This window comes from Streptomyces sp. NPDC001135, from assembly GCF_053598395.1.
On record NZ_JBSFKD010000009.1, the window covers coordinates 166,870 to 184,633 of the forward strand.

General features: G+C 71.8%; 17 protein-coding genes and 1 tRNA gene. 10 read left to right on the forward strand and 8 right to left on the reverse strand.

All coding sequences use genetic code 11. From position 1 onward, the window contains the following. The first annotated feature begins 98 nt into the window (after positions 1 to 98). From ACWC94_RS14285 to ACWC94_RS14295, 3 genes are all read left to right on the forward strand, one after another. Positions 99 to 2,255: a transglycosylase domain-containing protein gene (locus ACWC94_RS14285; protein ID WP_450796897.1), complete on the forward strand. Its 2,157-nt coding sequence runs from the start codon at positions 99 to 101 to the stop codon at positions 2,253 to 2,255. Positions 2,256 to 2,304: 49 nt separating this feature from the next. Continuing rightward, positions 2,305 to 3,600: a hypothetical protein gene (locus tag ACWC94_RS14290; RefSeq protein WP_450796821.1), complete on the forward strand. Its 1,296-nt coding sequence runs from the start codon at positions 2,305 to 2,307 to the stop codon at positions 3,598 to 3,600. Between the two features lie 186 nt (positions 3,601 to 3,786). Next, positions 3,787 to 4,887, forward strand: coding sequence for an amidase domain-containing protein (locus tag ACWC94_RS14295; RefSeq protein ID WP_450796822.1), 1,101 nt, complete (start codon positions 3,787 to 3,789; stop codon positions 4,885 to 4,887). 31 nt (positions 4,888 to 4,918) lie between these two features. Here the strand turns inward: ACWC94_RS14295 and ACWC94_RS14300 are convergent, their stop codons facing one another. The 3 genes from ACWC94_RS14300 to ACWC94_RS14310 all read right to left on the reverse strand — a co-directional run bounded on the left by ACWC94_RS14300 (position 4,919) and on the right by ACWC94_RS14310 (position 7,798). After that, positions 4,919 to 5,431 (reverse strand): DUF4383 domain-containing protein, encoded by a 513-nt coding sequence (locus ACWC94_RS14300; RefSeq protein ID WP_450796823.1) that lies wholly within the window; start codon positions 5,429 to 5,431, stop codon positions 4,919 to 4,921. Between the two features lie 130 nt (positions 5,432 to 5,561). After that, complete coding sequence (locus ACWC94_RS14305) at positions 5,562 to 6,953, reverse strand: hypothetical protein (protein WP_450796824.1); 1,392 nt, start codon at positions 6,951 to 6,953, stop codon at positions 5,562 to 5,564. A 74-nt stretch (positions 6,954 to 7,027) separates the two neighbouring features. Then, positions 7,028 to 7,798, reverse strand: coding sequence for a DUF4097 family beta strand repeat-containing protein (locus tag ACWC94_RS14310; RefSeq protein ID WP_450796825.1), 771 nt, complete (start codon positions 7,796 to 7,798; stop codon positions 7,028 to 7,030). A 196-nt stretch (positions 7,799 to 7,994) separates the two neighbouring features. On the opposite strand from ACWC94_RS14310, the gene ACWC94_RS14315 reads away from it, so the two are divergent. After that, positions 7,995 to 8,069: transfer RNA gene (locus ACWC94_RS14315), tRNA-Val, on the forward strand. A 70-nt stretch (positions 8,070 to 8,139) separates the two neighbouring features. Here the strand turns inward: ACWC94_RS14315 and ACWC94_RS14320 are convergent. Next, positions 8,140 to 8,481 (reverse strand): hypothetical protein, encoded by a 342-nt coding sequence (locus ACWC94_RS14320; protein WP_450796826.1) that lies wholly within the window; start codon positions 8,479 to 8,481, stop codon positions 8,140 to 8,142. A 62-nt stretch (positions 8,482 to 8,543) separates the two neighbouring features. Further along, positions 8,544 to 9,452 (reverse strand): ketopantoate reductase family protein, encoded by a 909-nt coding sequence (locus ACWC94_RS14325; protein ID WP_450796827.1) that lies wholly within the window; start codon positions 9,450 to 9,452, stop codon positions 8,544 to 8,546. A gap of 93 nt (positions 9,453 to 9,545) precedes the next feature. On the opposite strand from ACWC94_RS14325, the gene ACWC94_RS14330 reads away from it, so the two are divergent. The 3 genes from ACWC94_RS14330 to ACWC94_RS14340 all read left to right on the forward strand — a co-directional run bounded on the left by ACWC94_RS14330 (position 9,546) and on the right by ACWC94_RS14340 (position 11,433). After that, a complete protein-coding gene (locus ACWC94_RS14330) occupies positions 9,546 to 9,776 on the forward strand; it encodes a DUF2277 domain-containing protein (RefSeq protein WP_450796828.1) in 231 nt (76 codons plus the stop codon). A gap of 392 nt (positions 9,777 to 10,168) precedes the next feature. Further along, positions 10,169 to 10,624, forward strand: a complete 456-nt coding sequence (locus ACWC94_RS14335; RefSeq protein ID WP_450796829.1) for a DoxX family protein — start codon at positions 10,169 to 10,171, stop codon at positions 10,622 to 10,624. Between the two features lie 161 nt (positions 10,625 to 10,785). Beyond that, positions 10,786 to 11,433, forward strand: a complete 648-nt coding sequence (locus tag ACWC94_RS14340) for a DedA family protein (RefSeq protein WP_450796830.1) — start codon at positions 10,786 to 10,788, stop codon at positions 11,431 to 11,433. Positions 11,434 to 11,450: 17 nt separating this feature from the next. Here ACWC94_RS14340 and ACWC94_RS14345 read toward each other — a convergent pair whose 3' ends face one another. Further along, complete coding sequence (locus ACWC94_RS14345; RefSeq protein WP_450796831.1) at positions 11,451 to 12,095, reverse strand: HNH endonuclease family protein; 645 nt, start codon at positions 12,093 to 12,095, stop codon at positions 11,451 to 11,453. Positions 12,096 to 12,492: 397 nt separating this feature from the next. Between ACWC94_RS14345 and ACWC94_RS14350 the strand changes: the two genes are divergently transcribed. Further along, positions 12,493 to 13,074, forward strand: a complete 582-nt coding sequence (locus ACWC94_RS14350; RefSeq protein WP_450796832.1) for a TMEM165/GDT1 family protein — start codon at positions 12,493 to 12,495, stop codon at positions 13,072 to 13,074. A 169-nt stretch (positions 13,075 to 13,243) separates the two neighbouring features. Next, positions 13,244 to 13,912 (forward strand): HAD family hydrolase, encoded by a 669-nt coding sequence (locus tag ACWC94_RS14355; protein WP_450796833.1) that lies wholly within the window; start codon positions 13,244 to 13,246, stop codon positions 13,910 to 13,912. 67 nt (positions 13,913 to 13,979) lie between these two features. Here the strand turns inward: ACWC94_RS14355 and ACWC94_RS14360 are convergent, their stop codons facing one another. Continuing rightward, entirely contained in the window at positions 13,980 to 15,080 is a 1,101-nt protein-coding gene (locus tag ACWC94_RS14360; RefSeq protein WP_450796834.1) for a peptidoglycan-binding domain-containing protein, read from the reverse strand. 138 nt (positions 15,081 to 15,218) lie between these two features. Between ACWC94_RS14360 and ACWC94_RS14365 the strand changes: the two genes are divergently transcribed. Next, entirely contained in the window at positions 15,219 to 17,258 is a 2,040-nt protein-coding gene (locus tag ACWC94_RS14365) for a DHA2 family efflux MFS transporter permease subunit (RefSeq protein WP_450796835.1), read from the forward strand. Here the strand turns inward: ACWC94_RS14365 and ACWC94_RS14370 are convergent. Beyond that, complete coding sequence (locus ACWC94_RS14370; protein ID WP_450796836.1) at positions 17,251 to 17,757, reverse strand: GNAT family N-acetyltransferase; 507 nt, start codon at positions 17,755 to 17,757, stop codon at positions 17,251 to 17,253. The two genes, ACWC94_RS14365 and ACWC94_RS14370, sit on opposite strands and share 8 nt — an antisense overlap. Positions 17,758 to 17,764 lie beyond the last annotated feature (7 nt).

The window sequence follows — 17,764 nt, forward strand, 5'->3', positions numbered from 1 at the left end:
ACGAGTGCGGAGGGGAGACGCACGTGACCGATGCGTCGCAGGGGGACGGCGTTCCCGAGGCGGGGGGCCGTGGCGAGGAGCCGCCCGCCGGCGCAGACATGACCCTGCATCTGAGGGTGGAGGCTCTCAGGGCGGACGAGACCATGCAGCTGCGTGTCCCGGAGCCGCCGGAGCCGCTCACCGTCGGCGGCCGGGCCGAGCGCCGGCGCAGCGCCCGTCCCACCGTGCGGGAGCACGTCGTGGCCGCGACCCGGCGCGTGCTCGGGCCGCTCACCCCGTACGCCCGCAGGCTGGCCCCGTACGCCCGCAGGCTCGGCCGCTGTGCGCGCCGCCTGAAGCCCCTGTACCCCCGCCCCGGCCGGACCGGCTGGCGCCGCTGGATACCGTCCTGGCGCCAGTGGCTCGGCGCCACGGTGACGTCCTTCGGCCTGCTCAGCCTCTTCCTCGTCACCGCGTACGCGATGACCGACATACCGACCGACCTGAACACCTACGCCACGCAGCAGGACAACGTCTACTTCTGGTCCGACGGCACCCCGATGGCCCGCACCGGCTGGGTGCAGCGGCAGGCGATGCCGCTGAAGGACATACCCCAGGACGTCCGCTGGGCGGTGCTGGCGGCGGAGAACGAGAGCTTCTACTCGGACCCGGGCATATCCGTCAAAGGCCTCACGCGGGCGCTGTACCGCACGGTGGGACAGGGGGACACCGAGGGCGGATCCACCATCACCCAGCAGTACGTCAAAAACGTCTACCTCAGCCAGAACCAGACCATCAGCCGCAAGTTCACCGAGGCGATGATCGCCCTCAAGCTCGACAACAAGATGAGCAAGGACCAGATCCTGGAGGGCTACCTCAACACCAGCTGGTTCGGCCGTGGCAGCTACGGCATCCAGCGCGCCGCCCAGGCCTACTACGGCAAGGACGTCAGCAAGCTCAACGCCTCCGAGGCGGCCATGCTCGCCGGACTCCTCAAGGGCGCGGGCCTGTACGACCCCACGCTCGGCAAGGCCAACCACAAGCGGGCCGTGGAGCGCTGGAAGTGGATCCTGGACCGCATGGTCAAGATCCACCGGCTGTCGCCGCAGGAACGCGCCACGTACCGGACCTTCCCCGAGCCGCTGAAGAGCAACCCGCTGTACAACACCGGTGCGCAGAGCGACTACCTGGTGGAGCTGGCGTCGCAGTACGCCAAGAAGGCCGGGCACCTGACCGACCAGCAGTTCGACCTCGGCGGCTACCAGATCTACACGACCTTCGACCGCAGGCGGGAGCAGGCACTCACCGACGCCGTCACCAAGGCCCGCAAGCAGGCGGAGAAGGACCACCCGGGCGCGGCGAAGACCGGGCACTACGGCGCCGCGTCGGTCGCCGCCGACGGCCGGATCCTCGCGGTCTACGGCGGCCCGGACCACCGTACGCAGGGCTACAACGAGTCCAACGCGGCCACCGTCCCCGCCGGCACCGCGTTCCTGCCGTTCGTCTACGCCGCCGGGCTCGAACACGGCGTCCACAGGACGCGCGGCGGACCCGCCACCCCCGTCGGCCCCGACACGCTCTACGACGGCGACGACGGCATTCCCGTGACCACCCCCGAGGGCCCCTACTGGGACCGCGGCGGCAAGAAGGTCGCCGCGCACAACGACGGCGGGAAGTCCTACGGCCGGATCACCCTGCGCCAGGCCCTCGCCCGGTCGGTCAACACGCCCTTCATGCAGCTCGGCATGGACACCGGCCTGGACAACGTCCGCCAGACCGCCGAGGCGTCCGGACTGCTGTCCTCCAGCATGGGCCCCCAGGTACCCGCCCTGTCGCTCGGCAACTCCACGCCCAGTGCCATCCGCATGGCGAGCGGATACGCCACGTTCGCGGCCGGCGGCACGCACACGGAGCCGTCCTCGGTGCGCCGGATCACCCAGAACGGCGCCCCGGTCGCCCTCGACGCCCCGCGCTCCCGGCGTGCGGTCGGCGCCCAGGTGGCCCAGGAGGTCGACGAGGCGCTCGCCGACTCCTTCCGCACCGCCCATCCGGCCGTGGCCGCCACCAGCCCGGGGGCGGCCGGGAAGGCCGGTACCGACGACAAGGGCACCGCCGCCTGGTACGCCGGCACGGCCGACTCCGTGTCGACAGCGGTCGTCGTCTACCGCATGGACCTGGCGAAGTCCCTGCAGCCGCTGCCCCTCAAGGGGCTGGCGGGCACACCGGCGGACGACGTCCCGTACGCCCTCTGGTCGGCCGCCACGGGTCTCGGCTGACCCCGGACCCGACAGACCCCCCTCGCCCCTCTCTGAGATTGAGCCGCGCATGTCTCGCAAGAAGTCACCGACGGGCCGGCGTCGCGCCCCCGGCCGTCGCCTGGCCCCCGCCGCCACCCGCCCGCAGGTCCTGACGCTCGCCCTCCTCCTCGTCGTGGCCTCCCTGGTGGCCGGCTTCCTGGCGCTGACCCGGCCGGACGACACCGAGCCGACCGCCTCGGCCGGCAAGAAGGCCAAGCCCGCCGCCCCCAAGCCCAGCCCGACACCCACCTGGGACGGCAGGACCCATCTCCTCGGTGACGGCTCGACCTCCTACACCGGCCCGCAACCCGGGCAGTTGAAGCCGGTGCCGCTCAAGCCCGGTGAGAAGCCGCCCCAGTTCGTCGTCTTCTCCTGGGACGGCGCCCTCGAGGGCGACGACCACCTCTTCTCGCACTACCAGGAGATGGCCAAGCAGTACGACGCCCACATGACCTTCTTCCTCACCGGTATCTACCTGCTGCCCAAGAGCAAGAAGTCCCTCTACCAAGGCCCGATGCACTCACCCGGCGACGCCGCCATCGACTACGCCACCGACGAGCACATCCGCACCACCCTGGAGCAGCTCCGCCTGGCCTACCAGCAGGGCAACGAGATAGGCACCCACTTCAACGGCCACTTCTGCGGCAAGAAGGGCGGCGGCGACTGGTCCGTCGCCCAGTGGAAGAGCGAGATCGACCAGTTCTACCGCTTCGTGGAGAACTGGAAGACCAACACCGGCTACAAGGACGTTCCCGCGCTGCCCTTCGACTTCAAGAAGGAGGTCACCGGCGGGCGCGCTCCCTGCCTGGAGGGCCAGCCGAACCTGCTGAAGGCCATCAAGGACTACGGCTGGCGCTACGACGCGAGCTCCCCGGGCGACTTCCAGATATGGCCCACGAAGAAGAACGGCATCTGGGACTTCCCGCTGGAGATGCTCCCGTACGAGAACGGCAAGTTCCAGGGCCTGTCGATGGACTTCAACTTCCTCTACAACCAGTCGGGCGGCGAGACGCACGGCGATCCGTCGAAGTACGCCCAGTGGCAGCAGATGACCGTCGACTCCTACATGGCCGGCTTCAACCGTGTCTACTACGGCAGCCGGGCCCCGCTGTTCGTCGGCAACCACTTCGAGGACTGGAACGGCGGCATCTACATGAAGGCCATCGACCAGGTCATCCCGAAGATCTGCACCAAAAAGGGCGTCAAGTGCGTGTCCTTCAAGGAGCTGTCCGACTGGCTCGACGCACAAAAGCCGCAGACCCTCGCCGCGCTGCGCAGCCTCGACCCCGCCCAGTCGCCGGACTGGTCGCAGGTCGTCAAGTGACCGGCGCACCAAGCCGATTCCACTTGTGCAACTCCCTTCACATCCACCACATCAGGCATGCAAAGATGCTCCATCCCGGTAGGTGTACCGGCGAAAAGGGGAACACCATTGAAATCTAGAAGACTGAGCCGCAAGGGGCGCCGCGCGACCATAGTCACGGCTGCGGCTGCCTCGGTGGTCGCAGGCGTGGCTCTGGTGCCGAACTGGAGCGCGGGCGCCGCGGTCACCAACGACCCGACGGTGGACGCGGCCACCAAGGCGACCTTCCAACGGCTGGCCGACGCGGTCTTCACCGACCGCACCCAGGCCCTGGTGGACGGGGCCGGCGGCGCCAGGACGCGGCACGCGTCCGGCTTCTCCGGGTCCGTCCGCCTGTCCGGCGGGCAGAACCGCGAGCAGAGCTCCGCCCTCGGCGAGCTGCGCGCCCGCAGGACCCGCCTCGCCAAGCTCGGCGAGAAGTACAGCGCGGGCAGCACGAAGGTCACGCTCGACGCCACCCAGGTCAACGGCCGGCGCGCCAAGGTCGCCGTCACCGAGACCACCACGCTGAGCTACAAGAAGCCCGCGGCGGGCAGCCCGAAGACCACGGGGTTCCAGGCCCACCACGAGCTGACCTTCAAGGCCGACCGCGACGGGGACTGGCAGCTGACCGGCATCCGCGACACGGACGACGGCTACCTCGCCGTGAACCAGGTCGCCACGCCGTCGGTCGCCAAGGTGAGGACGACCGCCGACGACGGCCCGCCCGACGCGCCCCGCGCGGCCACCAGCTGGCCCGCCGCGGCCAATCCGAAGAACCTCACCGGCGGCGCCTACGACTACAAGGCCATGGTGGCGTACGCGACGAAGTACTGGTCCCACTACAACCCGGACTACCCGAACTACAACGGGGAGGCCGACGGCGGTGACTGCACCAACTTCGTCAGCCAGTCCCTGAAGGCGGGCGGCTGGAAGCACGTCCCCGGCTACACGAACGACTTCCACAAGTGGTTCGGCAACGCCGACATCCAGTCGGACTCGTTCGTCGGCGTCAACGAGTTCTCCTGGTTCGCCCTGTCCTCCAAGCGCGTCACCCCGCTCGCCAACGTCTACCAGGCGAACCTCGGTGACGTGATCCAGATGGACTTCAACCGGGACGGATCCAAGGACCACACGATGATCGTCACCTACCGCGACCGCTACGGCGTGCCGTACGTGACGTACCACTCCACGAACACCTACAACAGGTCGGTGGCCAGCCTGGTCGCGTCGTACCCGAACGCGTACTACTACGCCTACCGCACCTGATCCGGTCCGGTCGGTACCGGCGCGGGACGGCTCACTCCGTCCCGCGCTCGTCGGGGTGGCGGGCCCGGTAGTACGGGTTGTCGTGCGGCAGGGTCGAGCCGACCCGGCCGTACATGCCGAAGGTCATCAGCAGCAGGCCCACGATGAAGCTGAAGAACACGTTCTGGATCTTGAACGCCAGGAAGTTGTAGTTGCTGTCCAGCAGGCCGAGGGTCAGGAAGCCGGCCAGCAGGAACAGCACCCCGAACACCATGTTCAGCGTGGACGCCACGTTCCCGCCGATCACCATGCCCGCGAGCAGGATCGCCCCGACGACGATCGACAGCACACTCAGTGTGCCGTTGCTGTTCAGCCCGGCGACGCTGTTACCGCCGGTGCCGAAGAAACCGATGTGGTTGATCAGACCCAGGATGCCGAACGCGACGAGGAAAGCGCCGATCAGGCCCGCGCCGATCCGGTAGACCGTGTTGAGCCTGTGGTCGACGGGCAGATGCTCGTCGAACCGGATCCGCCGTCGCTGCGTGTGCACCGTGTGTGTGGCCATGTCCGCCTCCCTCGGGCGCTAGCGGAGGCCGTCCGTCCATCCAATATCCGCCCGGTCCCGCTCACCCGGCAACACGTCCGTGCGGCACCTGGCCCTGTGCGGATACGGGTCCGTCCCCCTATCCGTCCCCCTAGGGGGTCGCACCCCTCTCCTCCCGGATCTGCGCCACCACCCGAGCGGCGGTCTGCCGCACCGCGTCCGTCTCGGTCAGGAAGTGCCAGTAATCGGGGTGCCGCCCCTGCAGGGAACCGATCGCCCGCTCCAGCCGCCCCACCGCCTCGTCCAGCGGCCCCGCATGCCGCGGGTCCGGGGTGGCACGGCCGGTCATCGCCAGCCGCTGGGCGTCCCGGATCGCGAACCGGGTCCGCTCGATCTCGGCCTGGGGATCCTTCTGCGTCTCGTTCAGGCGCCGCAGCCGCTCACCCGCGGCCGACACGGCCTCGTCGGTGGCGTTCAGCAGGGCCCGCACCGTCGACAGCAGCGAGGTGGCGTCCGGCCAGTGCTGGGCGTCCCGCGCCTCCTGCGCCTCGCGGAGCTTCAGCTCGGCCTGCCGTACGTTGTGCGCGGCCTGCTCGGGGACCTGCTGCAGGTCCTGCCAGCAGGCCGCCGCGAACCGGCGCCGCAGCTCGCTCAGCACCGGGTCCACCTGCCCGGCCCGGGTGGTCAGCGCCTGGGCCCGGGTGCGCAGGCTGACCAGCCGGTGATCGATCTCGGCCGCCTTCTCCGGCAGCCGCTCGGCCTCGGCCCGGATCGCCCCGGCCTCCCGCTGCACCCGCTCGGCCCGCTCCAGGGTCTGCTGCACCCCGTGCTGTCCGGCGCCCTGGTTCAGCCTGGTCAGCTCGGGGGAGAGGGCGGCGAGCCGCCCGGCCAGGTCATCGGCGCGCAGCCCCTGCTCCCGTACGGCGTCCAGGGCGTTGCTCGCGCCCAGCAGCGCCTGCCGGGCCCGCTCCACGGCGGGAGCCAGCCGGGCCAGCTGGGTCTCGGCCGTGCCGAGCAGCGGCCCGAGCGATGTGCCGAAACGGTCCAGCTCCTGTTTGACCCGGACCAGTTCGTCCCTGGCGGAGGTCAGCTCCGTACGCGCCCGGGAGGCCGCCGAGGCCTCCAGGTCGTCCCGGTCGAGGTCATGGGCGTCGACGGCCTGGATGTACCGCTGGCTGACCTCGTCGATCCGCTGCCCGAGCGCCGCGAAGTCGGTGGCGGCACGCCGGGCGGCGGGGGAGTCGTCCACCGCCGTGATCGTCTCGATGGAGATCCTCAGGTCCCGCTGGGCGGTGTCCAGTTCGTAGAACGCGGTCGCAGCGGCGTCCTTCGCGGCCTGCGCCTCGGCTCGCTGGCTCTCCGCCCGGCCGCCGAACCAGCGCCGGGTGCCGCCGCCGGCGAACGCGGCGGGCAGGGCGAGCGCGGCCAGCACCGGCAGGCTCATCAGGGTGAGGGTGTCGCGCAGAGCCGTGGACCCGGCCCGGGTCCGAACGGCCGACGGCGGGTACGACCGCGTCGCTGGCGTGCCCGGTGTCGCCGTCACATCCCTCTCCCGTGCCGTGGTTCGCCGTGGGTGCTGTCATTCTCGCACCCGTCACAGACGAAGACACGGGCCGGTCAGTTCGGGTTCCGCACCGTGACCTTCCCGTTCGAGGACTCGGCGGTCACGCGGTGCGGGCTCCGGTCGCGCTGCGACACCCCCACCGACACCGCCCCGTTGTCCGACTCGGCCTTTACGTGGTACTCGGAGCGGGGCAGGGTCACCGTCACCTCTCCGTTGTCGCTGTGGGCGTTCACCATGTCCGGGACGGCACCGAGTTCGAGGTCCACCGCGCCGTTGCTGTCCTCGGCCCGCACCCGGCGCGAGGTGACCGACGCCCGGACCGCGCCGTTGTCGGACCGCAGGTCCAGTGGCCCCGACGAGTCGGTGACGTGCACGTCACCGTTGCTCGTACGGATGCCGAGCGCGGCCGTGAACCCGCTCGCCCGCACGCTCCCGCTCCCGTCGACGACCTTCACCCCGAGTTCGGACGGCACCTCGACGCGGTAGCGGGCCGAGCAGTCGGCGAACAGCCCGGAGCAGTGCTCCCGCAGCACCAGCCGGTCGCCGTCGAGCGACCAGGTGAGCTCCGGCCCGCTGCCGATGGCCACCGACCCCTGGAACCACCGGGTGACCTCGACCGCGCCCGTCTTGTTCCCCCGCGCGGCGACCAGCTCGATCGCCGCGTTGTCGGAGTCGACGGTGAGCGTGCGCCCGTGCAGCGCGAAGGAGCGGTGGTCCGGGTGCTTGTCGTCGTCCGCCGAGGCACCACAGGCACTGAGCCCGGCGACGAGTACACCGGTGCCCAGGGCTATGACGGCAGCGCGGACGGAAACGGAACGGGCCATGACGAGTTCTCCCCCTAGGCGGTCTGCGACGACCGTAAATGATCTGGGCGAGGACCGTGATCCTGCCAGCTCCCCGACCGGGGGTGGGGTTAACCCCCGTACCGGCCCCGCTGTGACCCGGCGTTACGGGTTTGCCGTGCACCGGTCCGGGCAAGGTAGGCTGTCGACTCGTCCTGGGTGCACAGCCCGGGTGTCCGGGTGCGTAGCTCAGGGGTAGAGCGCCTGCCTTACAAGCAGGATGTCGGCGGTTCGAAACCGTCCGCGCCCACCAGCAGCAAAGCCCCCGGCCGTGTGGCCGGGGGCTTTGGCGTTCCCGAAGGCGCCGGCGCCGGAAGGCGCTGTCATTCCTCCCCGCCCGGCCGCTCGCGGGCGTGCTTCAGCTGGGTGCGGGCGTCCACGCGGTCCGCCGCCGCGACCTCGGCCCAGAAGCGGTGCGTGCTGACGAACACCGCGAGTTCGTGCTCGCGCCGGCGCAGCTTCTCCACCTCGGCCTGCTCGTCCGCCGTCCAGCCGGGAGAGGCGGGCCGCTCCATCTTGCGCCAGCCGTGGTCGTCACTGAAGCCGTCCATCGGCTCCACCGACCACGGCAGGCGCTTGAGCAGGGCCGACAGCTCGGCCCTGACCTGATGCAGCTCCTCCTGACCGGCGAGGAGGTCACTGGGGAATTCATAGGTCGCAGCCACGCGACAATGCTACGCCTGTTCGATTTTGGGAGGCGAGCTCCTTCCTGAGGTTCAGGGGAGGTTCAGCCGAACGAGTGGCCGGCCGCGCGCAGCTCGCTCACCAGGCGGGCCGTCACCGGAGTCGGTACGCCGTGCCGGCCGGCCGCCCGCAGCAGGGCCCCGCCGATGGCGTCGAGTTCGAGGGGGTGGCCCGCCTCGGCGTCGCGCTGCATGGACGACTTGGCGCCGGGCGGGAAGGCGTCGTACCGCGCCAGGGCCTGGGCCGGATCGGCGGGGGCGCCGCAGGCGCGGCTGACCGAGGTGGTCTCGGCGACCAGGGACTCCAGTTCCGCGCGGTGCCGGGTGCGGGCCTCGCCGAGCGGGAGGCCGTACCGGGTGGTGAGGAGCGCGAAGGGGGCGAGGAACGCCATCTTGGCCCACAGGGCCGCCGTCTCGTCCCCGGCCACGCGCGCGGTCGTACCGGCCGCGGTGAGATCGGCGGCGAGGGCGTCCAGACGGGCGCGGGGCACACCGTCCCCGGCGAGGTCGATCTCCGTGAACGGGCTGCCGTGCTCGATCACCCCCGGGGCGGCACGGGTGGACTCCACACGGATCACCGCCGGGGCGACCCGGTCGGGGCGGTAGCGGGCGCGCAGCCGCGCGGGGTGTTCGACGCCGTTCAGGAGCGGTACGACGAGGGCGTCGCCGAGGGTGCCGGGCGGCACCCGGACGAGCGCGGCGTCGAGCGCGGTGTGCTTGACGGCGATCAGGCAGGCGTCCACCGGTTCGCGCAGCTCGGTGTCCGCCTCGACGCGGGCGGTGAAGTCACCGAACTGGGAGCTGCGGACGGTGATTCCGGTACGCCGCAGGGTGTCGGCCGTACGGTCCTGGGCCAGGCAGATGACGCGGTGGCCGGAGCGGGAGAGCAGGGCGGCGAGGAGGCCGCCGATGCCGCCGGGGCCGAGCACGGCCACGGTGTTGTCGGTCGCCATGAGGCTGTTCCTTTCGAGGGTCGGCCCCGGGGTTCGGTGGCCGCCTTGTGCGCGATCATCGCAGGGGCGTGCTGCGTGCGTGAGACTGGGGGCATGTGCCGGAGTATCAAGACGCTGCGTCCGCCCGTCCTGCCCGACGAGGCCACGGACGAGGACATCCACGCCGCCGCGCTGCAGTACGTGCGGAAGGTCTCGGGCTTCCGCGCCCCCGCCGCGCACAACCGCGAGGCCTTCGACCGCGCGGTGGCCGCCGTGGCCGAGGCCACGGCCGAGCTGCTCGGCGGGCTCGAGGTGCGGGGGCGGGCGGTCAGGAGCGCGGGGTGACGCGGGGCCGTGTGAGGTCTCTCATAGGGGTGCGCCCACGCGGAGGTGCCACTGCGGCGCCCGATCCGCGGTGCGCGGACGGGGAGTTGCCCACCGGGGGGCCGCGACCGCGGGCGGCCGGTCATGTGCGGAGCGCGTCCGGTCCACCGGTCCGTCCCGTGCCCATGACCTGACAGCCCGTCAAGAAGCCGTCTCCCCAAGGCGGTCGGACCCGTGTGCTACTCGCGGAAGGGTGCCGCGAACTGGGCTGAATCCCATGGCCAAATGTTGAACTTGCAAGCATTGATTAGGTTCCCCTAACCTGGAGCTCCATTCGGTACCGCCGCCCCCATGACCGGCCACCCACACGTCCCCGGCCGGCCCGACCGACACCGAAGAGGAGAACCCCCTCAATGACCGCACGCCTCAACTCCGCTCAGCCCTATGTCCTCGGGCTCTTCCGCATCGTCGTGGGCCTGCTCTTCGCCGTGCACGGCGCCGCCTCGCTCTTCGGCGTCCTCGGCGGCGCCATGGGCACCCACGGCGGCACGATCCCGTCCGGCACCTGGCCCGGCTGGTACGCGGCCGTGATCCAGCTGGTCGCCGGCGGCCTGGTGCTCCTCGGTCTCGGCACCCGCGGCGCCGCGCTGATCGCCTCCGGCTCGATGGCCTACGCCTACTTCGACGTCCACCAGCAGGCCGCGCTGTGGCCCATCCAGAACGGCGGCGAGCTGTCGGTCCTGTTCTGCTGGGCGTTCCTCATGCTGGTCTTCACCGGCTCCGGCGCCTTCGGTCTGGACCGGCTCGTCGGCCGCCGCACGGCCGGGGCCGACAGGTCCGCCGCGGAGCAGACCCCGATAGCGGCCTGACCCGCGCGCCCCCCGACCGCCACGAGGGCCGCGCACGGCGCCCTTCCCCGCGAGGGGGAAGGGCGCCGTCCCGGGTCCGGCCGGGTCCGGCCACGGCTTTCTGCGCGTGATCCCCTTTTCACCCCCCGGGCCCCTCCTGTCACACCCCCGGCGTACGCTGTATGGCTGTCAACGGGGGAGCAACGGGAGTAGTCGTGTTCGAGAGTGTGGGGGCGCTGGCCACCGGACCATGGATCTATGCCGCGGTGGTCGTGTCCGTGCTGCTCGACGTGTTCGTGCCGGTGCTGCCGAGCGGCGTGCTCGTCATCACGGCGGGTACCGCGGCGGCGGCGGGCTCGGGCGCGGCGGCCGGCCGGGTCCCGCACGACGTGCCAGACCTGCTGGCCCTGATCCTCTCCGCCGCCACCGCCTCGGTCCTCGGCGACCTGGTGGCCTACCGCCTGGCCTGGCGGGGCGGTGAGCGACTGGACCGGGCGATCGCCCGGTCCCGGCGGCTGACCACCGCGCAGGAACGTCTCGGCGATGCCCTGGCCCGGGGTGGCGGTGCGCTGGTCGTGCTCGCCCGCTTCGCCCCCGCCGGCCGCTCGGTCGTCTCCTTCTGTGCGGGCGCCGCGCACCGCCGCGCCCGCGACTTCGTCCCCTGGTCCGCCCTGGCCGGACTCTCCTGGGCCGCGTACAGCGTCGCCCTCGGCTACTACGGCGCCCAGTGGCTCGGTGCGACCTGGCTCGCCACGGGTGTCTCCTTCGCGGCCCTCTTCGCCGCGGGCGCGGCGGCGGGATACCTCATGCGCCGCCGCCCCGTTTCCTGAGGCGCCGCCCGGCGGGGTCAGCAGTTCGCCAGGTCCTTCGTCAGGGCCGCCTTCTCGGCGGAGTCGACCGAGAGGTCGTAGTAGTACTTCACCTGGACCCACGCGCGGACGTAGGTGCAGACGTAGGCGGACCGGGACGGGATCCAGGTCGAGGGGTCCTGGTCGCCCTTGGCCTGGTTCACGTTGTCGGTGACGGCGAGGAGCTGGGGGCGGGTGACGTCGTTGGCGAAGGCCTGCCGCTGGGCGGTGGTCCACTTGCTCGCCCCGGAGTCCCAGGCCTCGGCGAGCGGCACGAGGTGGTCGATGTCGACGTCGGACGGGGAGGTCCAGGTCGCGCCGTCGTACGGGGAGTACCAGCTGCCGCTGGTGGCCTTGCAGTCGGAGTCGGTGACGACGTTCGTGCCGTCCCGCTTGAGGATCCACTCGCGGGTGTTGCAGGTGCCGGAGACGGTGATCCAGGTCGGGAACTTGTCGCGGCTGTAACCGGTGCGGTTCTCGGTGGCGACCGTGAGGTGGGAGAGGTAGCCGCGGGCGGTCGCGCCGCTGACCGGCGTGGGAAGGGCGGCGGAGGCGCTCGGCGAGTCGAGCAGGGCGGCGGAGGCCATGAGGCCGGTGAGAGCGGCGAGTATGCTCAGCCGTCGACGCGCGTAGAACCTGGACATGCGGGAACTCCCTTGTGGGGTAGGGGTGTTGGGCGCGAGCGAGGGAATGCTCGCGAGCCCGTGTTGCCACGGGGTGAGCGCTCGGTAAGAAGCTAATGACGTGTACATGACACGGCAAGGTTCGCGCGCGGTTCGGGGGCGAACCTTCACATCCCGTACGATGGGGAGCGCAGAAGGGGAGTAGCTCTTCGCCGGACCGTCGACATACTGCTCAGCCAGGCTGGGCCGGCGCCCGGGGGCGGACCATCGGGTCTTTCGAGGACCGCCGGCGAGACCTTCGGCAAGCAGTGCACGTCCGTGTCCCCGCGACGCGGACGCCGAGTGCGCTGCCGTGCCGAGGTGTCATCGCGTGACGTACCGCACTCTCGGTGGGGCAGCCCCGACCGATTGAGGAATCTTGATCAGCATCACCGTGACGGCGCTCGTCTTCGGCGTCATCTTCCTCGCCGAACTGCCGGACAAGACCGCGCTCGCCGGCCTCGTCCTCGGCACCCGCTACCGCGCGAGCTACGTCTTCGCCGGCGTCGCCGCCGCATTCCTGCTGCACGTCGTGCTGGCCGTCGCGGCCGGCAGCGTCCTGACCCTGCTGCCGCAGCGGCTCGTGCACGCTCTCACCGGCGTTCTCTTCCTCGGCGGTGCCGCGATGCTGCTGCTGAAGAAGGACGGGGGCGAGGAGGAGATCAAGAAGCCCGCCGACCAGTCCTTCTGGAGGGTGGCGGGCACGGGCTTCACGCTCATCCTGGTCGCCGAGTTCGGTGATCTCACCCAGATCATGACCGCCAACCTCGCCGCCCGCTACGACGACCCGGTCTCCGTCGGTCTCGGCGCGGTGCTCGGTCTGTGGGCCGTCGCCGGGCTGGGCATCGTCGGCGGAAAGGCCCTGATGAAGCGGGTGCCGCTGCGGCTGATCACGCAGATCGCGGCGCTGCTGATGCTCGCGCTCGGCGCGTGGAGCCTGTACGAGGCGGTGGCGGGCTGAGTGCGATCGGCCGGGGGTGGTGGCGGACCCGCTCCGGGTTTTGTACCGTGGAGGAACAAAGTGGCTCCCGCCCGTTTACCCTGACCGGCGGGCGGGGCCGCCTTGTCCCTGTCCCCGGGGGCCCTTCCCCACGGGGTCCTCTCCCCTCCGGAGCCTCCTGGAGCTGCCGATGACGGCCACCGCCACGTCCACCGTGCTCACCGCCCGCGCCCTCCTGCTCGACATGGACGGCACCCTCGTCAACTCGGACGCCGTCGTCGAGCGCATCTGGCGGCGCTGGGCCGAGCGGCACGGGCTGGACGGCGACGAGGTGATGAAGGTCGTCCACGGGCGGCAGGGACACGCCTCCATGGCGGTACTGCTGCCCGAGCGGTCCGTGGAGGAGAACCTCGCCGACAACGCCCGCATGCTCGCGGAGGAGACCGCCGACACCGACGGCGTGGTCGAGATCCCCGGCGCCGGCGCCTTCCTCGCCTCCCTCCGCGGTCTTCCGCACGCCCTGGTGACCTCCGCCGACGTTCCGCTGTCCAGCGCCCGTATGCGGGCGGCCGGGCTGCCGCTGCCGGAGGTCCGGGTCACCGCCGAGTCGGTCGGAGCGAGCAAGCCCGACCCCGAGGGCTTCCTGAAGGGCGCGGCCGAGCTGGGCGTGGATCCGGCCGACTGTGTGGTCTTCGAGGACTCCGGTGCGGGTATCGCGGCGGGGCGCTCCGCGGGTATGACGGTGGTCGGGGTCGGGCCCCGGGCCGGTGCCCATGCCCCGGACGTCACCGTGCCGGACCTCACGCGGGTGCGCGTGGAGGTGGCGGGAGGCGGGGTCCTCCGGCTGCGCATCGGCTGACCCGGCCCCCGCTCGACCCGGACCCGCCGTCGGCCCGGCCCCCCGTTGGGGCCCGGGCGGTCTGTCCTCACCCGTCTGCCGGGCTGACCGAGTCGGACGGGCTCGGCGTCTCCGCCTCCAGGCTCTTGCGGGTCGCCGGGCCGTACGTGCCGAGGGTGTCGCCCTGGATGCCGCGGGCCAGTTGATAGGTGCGTACGGCGTCCTCCACCGAGCGGGTGAAGATCCCGGTGATCCGGTCGGCGTAGAGGTCCAACCGCCTCAGCCGCTGCTGGAGTTCGGTCACCTCCGGGCCGCGGTCGCCGCGTTGCAGCACCGGGGTGACCGCCGGCGTGGCCCGTGGGGTGGCGGAGGCCGTCATGGGTGCGGTGGGCGAGGCCGGGTGGGACGTTTCGGCGGAGGCGGACGGTGTCGGCGAGGGGGTCGGTGTCGCCGACGGGGCCGGACGGCTCGCCGGCGCGGAGGGCGACGGCGGGGGCGGGGGCGGGCTGGGGACGGCGGGGGAGGAGGGTGCCGTCGGTGACGACGGGCCCGGCGTGCTCACGTCGGGGACGCTCTCCCTGACCTCCTGGGCGGCTTGGTCCCGGGACGGGGTGTGGTACGAGAACAGCCCGCTCGCGAACCCGGCCACCGCCACGACGGCCACGCTCGCCCCCGCGACGGACGCCAGGACGGTACGACGCGACCGCCGCCGTTCCGTACCGGCGGCCCCTGGCTCCGCCGCACCGGGCCGGTCACCTCCACCAGCGCCGCCAGGCCCACCGGTCCCACCGGTCCCCCCAGACCTGCCAGGTCCCCCAGGCCCCACACGCCCCGTGCCGTCCGCGTCCCGGCCGGTCCGGTCGGCCCCGCTTGCCCCAGCGTCCTCGAACATGCGGAGATCGGCCATGCTCGGCAGGGGCACGGTGGCCTCGGTGGCCGGTACGGGGTGCGTCTGCGCGTCGGGTGGCGCGGTGGGTGCGGCCGGTGCCGAGTGGGGTTCCTCCACCTCCACGTACGGTCGGATCCGCAGCGGGTCGAAGTCCTCCGCCGCTGCCGCCTCGGCCGAGCGTGTCTCGCGCAGGGTCTCGGCGGCGCGCTCGGTGCAGTCGCAGGACGGGCTGTGGTCCGGTTCCCTCGGCGCCCCGCACTCCGGGCAGCCAGGGCCCCCGGGACCTTCGGAATCAGTCATGTGTTCGTCCCTCCCCTCACGAACTTCCGAGACTATGCGCACCTTCTCCACATCCCTCGTCGGAAACGCGGGACTCAACAGGCCATAAACGGTGACACCGACCACGATGGAAGGTGCACCCGAGCCCGGGAGGTCTCCATGGCCCTGGACACGCACGGCGCGGAGAAGGAGGCGCAGGCCGCCGAGCACGTCTCCGGCAATGTGTTCGTCTCGATCGGCGCCCTGCTCCTCGGGCTGCTCCTCGCCGCGCTCGACCAGACGATCGTGTCGACGGCCCTGCCCACCATCGTCAGCGACCTCGGCGGTCTCGAGCACCTCTCCTGGGTGGTCACCGCCTATCTGCTGGCCTCGACCGCCGCGACCCCGCTGTGGGGCAAGCTCGGTGACCAGTACGGCCGGAAACGGCTGTTCCAGACCGCCGTCGTCATCTTCCTCGCCGGCTCGGCGCTGTGCGGCACGGCGCAGGACATGCCCCAGCTGATCGGCTTCCGCGCGCTGCAGGGACTGGGCGGCGGCGGGCTGATGGTGCTGTCCATGGCGATCGTCGGCGACATCGTTCCGCCGCGGGAACGCGGCCGGTACCAGGGGCTGTTCGGGGCCGTGTTCGGGGCGGCCAGTGTCCTCGGGCCGCTGCTCGGCGGGCTGTTCACCGAGCATCTGAGCTGGCGCTGGGTCTTCTACGTCAACCTGCCCGTCGGTGTGGTCGCGCTCGCCGTGATCGCCACCGCCCTGCAGATCCCGCGCCGCACCGCCCACCACGTCATCGACTACCTGGGCACGGTCCTCATCGCCGCCGTCGCCACCTGCCTCGTCCTGGTCGCCTCCCTCGGCGGTACGACCTGGGCCTGGGGGTCGGCGCAGATCATCGGGCTCGCCGGGTTGGGCCTGCTGCTGGCCGTGGCGTTCGTCGTCGCCGAGCGGCGGGCCGCCGAACCGGTCCTGCCGCTGAAGCTGTTCGGCATCCGCACCTTCACCCTCGCCGCCGTCATCAGCTTCATCGTCGGCTTCGCCATGTTCGGCGCGATGACCTATCTGCCGACCTTCCTGCAGGTCGTGCACGGCATCTCGCCGACCCTGTCCGGTGTGCACATGCTGCCCATGGTGGCCGGCCTGCTGCTGTCCTCCACGATCTCCGGGCAGATCGTCAGCCGCACCGGCCGCTGGAAGGTCTTCCCGCTCGCCGGCACCGCCGTCACCACCCTCGGCCTGCTCCTGCTGCACCGGCTGGACGAGCACAGCTCCACCGCCCGGATGAGCGTCTGCTTCTTCGTCTTCGGGCTGGGCCTCGGCCTGGTCATGCAGGTGCTCGTCCTCATCGTGCAGAACGCCGTGTCGTACGAGGACCTCGGCGTCGCCACCTCCGGCGCGACCTTCTTCCGCTCCATCGGCGCCTCCTTCGGCGTGGCCATCTTCGGCACGGTCTTCGCCGGCCGCCTCGGCGACAAGCTCGCCGCTGCGATCCGGGGCGTGGGCCTGCCGCCCGGCGTCTCCGTGAACACCCTCAAGTCCGACCCGCGGGGCATCGCCGCCCTGCCGCCCGCGCTGCGCCCGGCGGCCCTGCACGCGTACGCGTCCGCCATCACCGACGTCTTCCTCTACGCCGCCCCCGTCGCCGCCGTCGGCTTCGTGCTGGCCTGGTTCCTGAAGGAGGACCGGCTGCGCGGCTCGGTCACCGCGCCGGACGTCTCCGAGACCATCCCGCCCAACCCGGTCGAGCGGTCCTCCTACGACGAGTGCTGCCGGGCCCTGTCCCTGCTCGGCACCCGCGAGGGCCGCCGCGAGGTCTACGAGAAGATCACCGAACGCGCCGGGTACGACCTGCTGCCCGCCGCCAGCTGGATGCTGCTGCGCATCCGCAAGTACGGCTCGGTGGAGCCGGGCGTGCTCGCCGAGCGCAGCCCGGTCCCGATCGAGGCCGTCCTCGCCGCCGCCCGTCAGGTCGAGGAACGGCGTCTCGCGGAACGCCGGGGCCTGGACCTGTATCTGACCGCGTCCGGCCGCGAGGTCGCCGAGCACCTCGCCAAGGCCCGCGAGGAGTCCCTCGCCGAACTCCTCGGCGACTGGTGGGAGCCCGGCCGCTCGACCGACCTGACGCGGCTCGTCAGGGAACTCACCGGCGAACTGTGCGGCACCGACCGCGAACGCCCGCACAAGGCGGCCGGTGCGAGGGTCAGCTGACCGGGAGCTCCTTGCGGAACCAGTGCTCGGCGTAGACGTCGTCGTTGTGCGGGCCGGTCTCCGTGTAGCCGAGCCGGGCGTACAGGGCGCGGGCCTCGACCAGGTCGCCGCGGGTGTCGAGGACCAGCCGGCGGGCGCCGAGGGCGCGGGCGGCCTGCTCGGCGGCGGCCACCAGCAGCGGGGCCCCGCCCCTGCCCCGCAGGTGCTCGCACACGAACACCCGGGTCAGTTCCGCCGTGTCCGGCTCCAGCAGCCGTACCCCCGCCGAACCGGCGGGCTCGCCGTCGTACCGCCCGACGAGCAACTGCCCGGTGGGCGGCGCGAGTTCGGCCCCGCTCGTGGCGGCGATCCCCCGTTCCAGCTCGTCCGGGTCGGTGCGGCGGCCCTCGTGCAGCAGGTACCAGCGGTCGCTGACCTCCGTGTAGTACGCCCGCCACAGCCCGGCCGCGACCGGCGAGTCGTGCGGTTCCGGAGTGATCGTCCACGTCATGCCGGACATTGTCGGC

Bases quoted from the DNA above. Each gene is read 5' to 3' on its own strand.
- ACWC94_RS14370 (WP_450796836.1), bottom strand. From the start codon at position 17,757: ATGTCCGGCATGACGTGGACGATCACTCCGGAACCGCACGACTCGCCG.
- ACWC94_RS14325 (WP_450796827.1), bottom strand. From the start codon at position 9,452: ATGGCGACCGACAACACCGTGGCCGTGCTCGGCCCCGGCGGCATCGGC.
- ACWC94_RS14365 (WP_450796835.1), top strand. From the start codon at position 15,219: ATGGCCCTGGACACGCACGGCGCGGAGAAGGAGGCGCAGGCCGCCGAG.
- ACWC94_RS14310 (WP_450796825.1), bottom strand. From the start codon at position 7,798: ATGGCCCGTTCCGTTTCCGTCCGCGCTGCCGTCATAGCCCTGGGCACC.
- ACWC94_RS14335 (WP_450796829.1), top strand. From the start codon at position 10,169: ATGACCGCACGCCTCAACTCCGCTCAGCCCTATGTCCTCGGGCTCTTC.
- ACWC94_RS14345 (WP_450796831.1), bottom strand. From the start codon at position 12,095: ATGTCCAGGTTCTACGCGCGTCGACGGCTGAGCATACTCGCCGCTCTC.
- ACWC94_RS14290 (WP_450796821.1), top strand. From the start codon at position 2,305: ATGTCTCGCAAGAAGTCACCGACGGGCCGGCGTCGCGCCCCCGGCCGT.
- ACWC94_RS14340 (WP_450796830.1), top strand. From the start codon at position 10,786: ATGGCTGTCAACGGGGGAGCAACGGGAGTAGTCGTGTTCGAGAGTGTG.
- ACWC94_RS14300 (WP_450796823.1), bottom strand. From the start codon at position 5,431: ATGGCCACACACACGGTGCACACGCAGCGACGGCGGATCCGGTTCGAC.
- ACWC94_RS14285 (WP_450796897.1), top strand. From the start codon at position 99: ATGACCCTGCATCTGAGGGTGGAGGCTCTCAGGGCGGACGAGACCATG.
- ACWC94_RS14360 (WP_450796834.1), bottom strand. From the start codon at position 15,080: ATGACTGATTCCGAAGGTCCCGGGGGCCCTGGCTGCCCGGAGTGCGGG.
- ACWC94_RS14355 (WP_450796833.1), top strand. From the start codon at position 13,244: ATGACGGCCACCGCCACGTCCACCGTGCTCACCGCCCGCGCCCTCCTG.
- ACWC94_RS14330 (WP_450796828.1), top strand. From the start codon at position 9,546: ATGTGCCGGAGTATCAAGACGCTGCGTCCGCCCGTCCTGCCCGACGAG.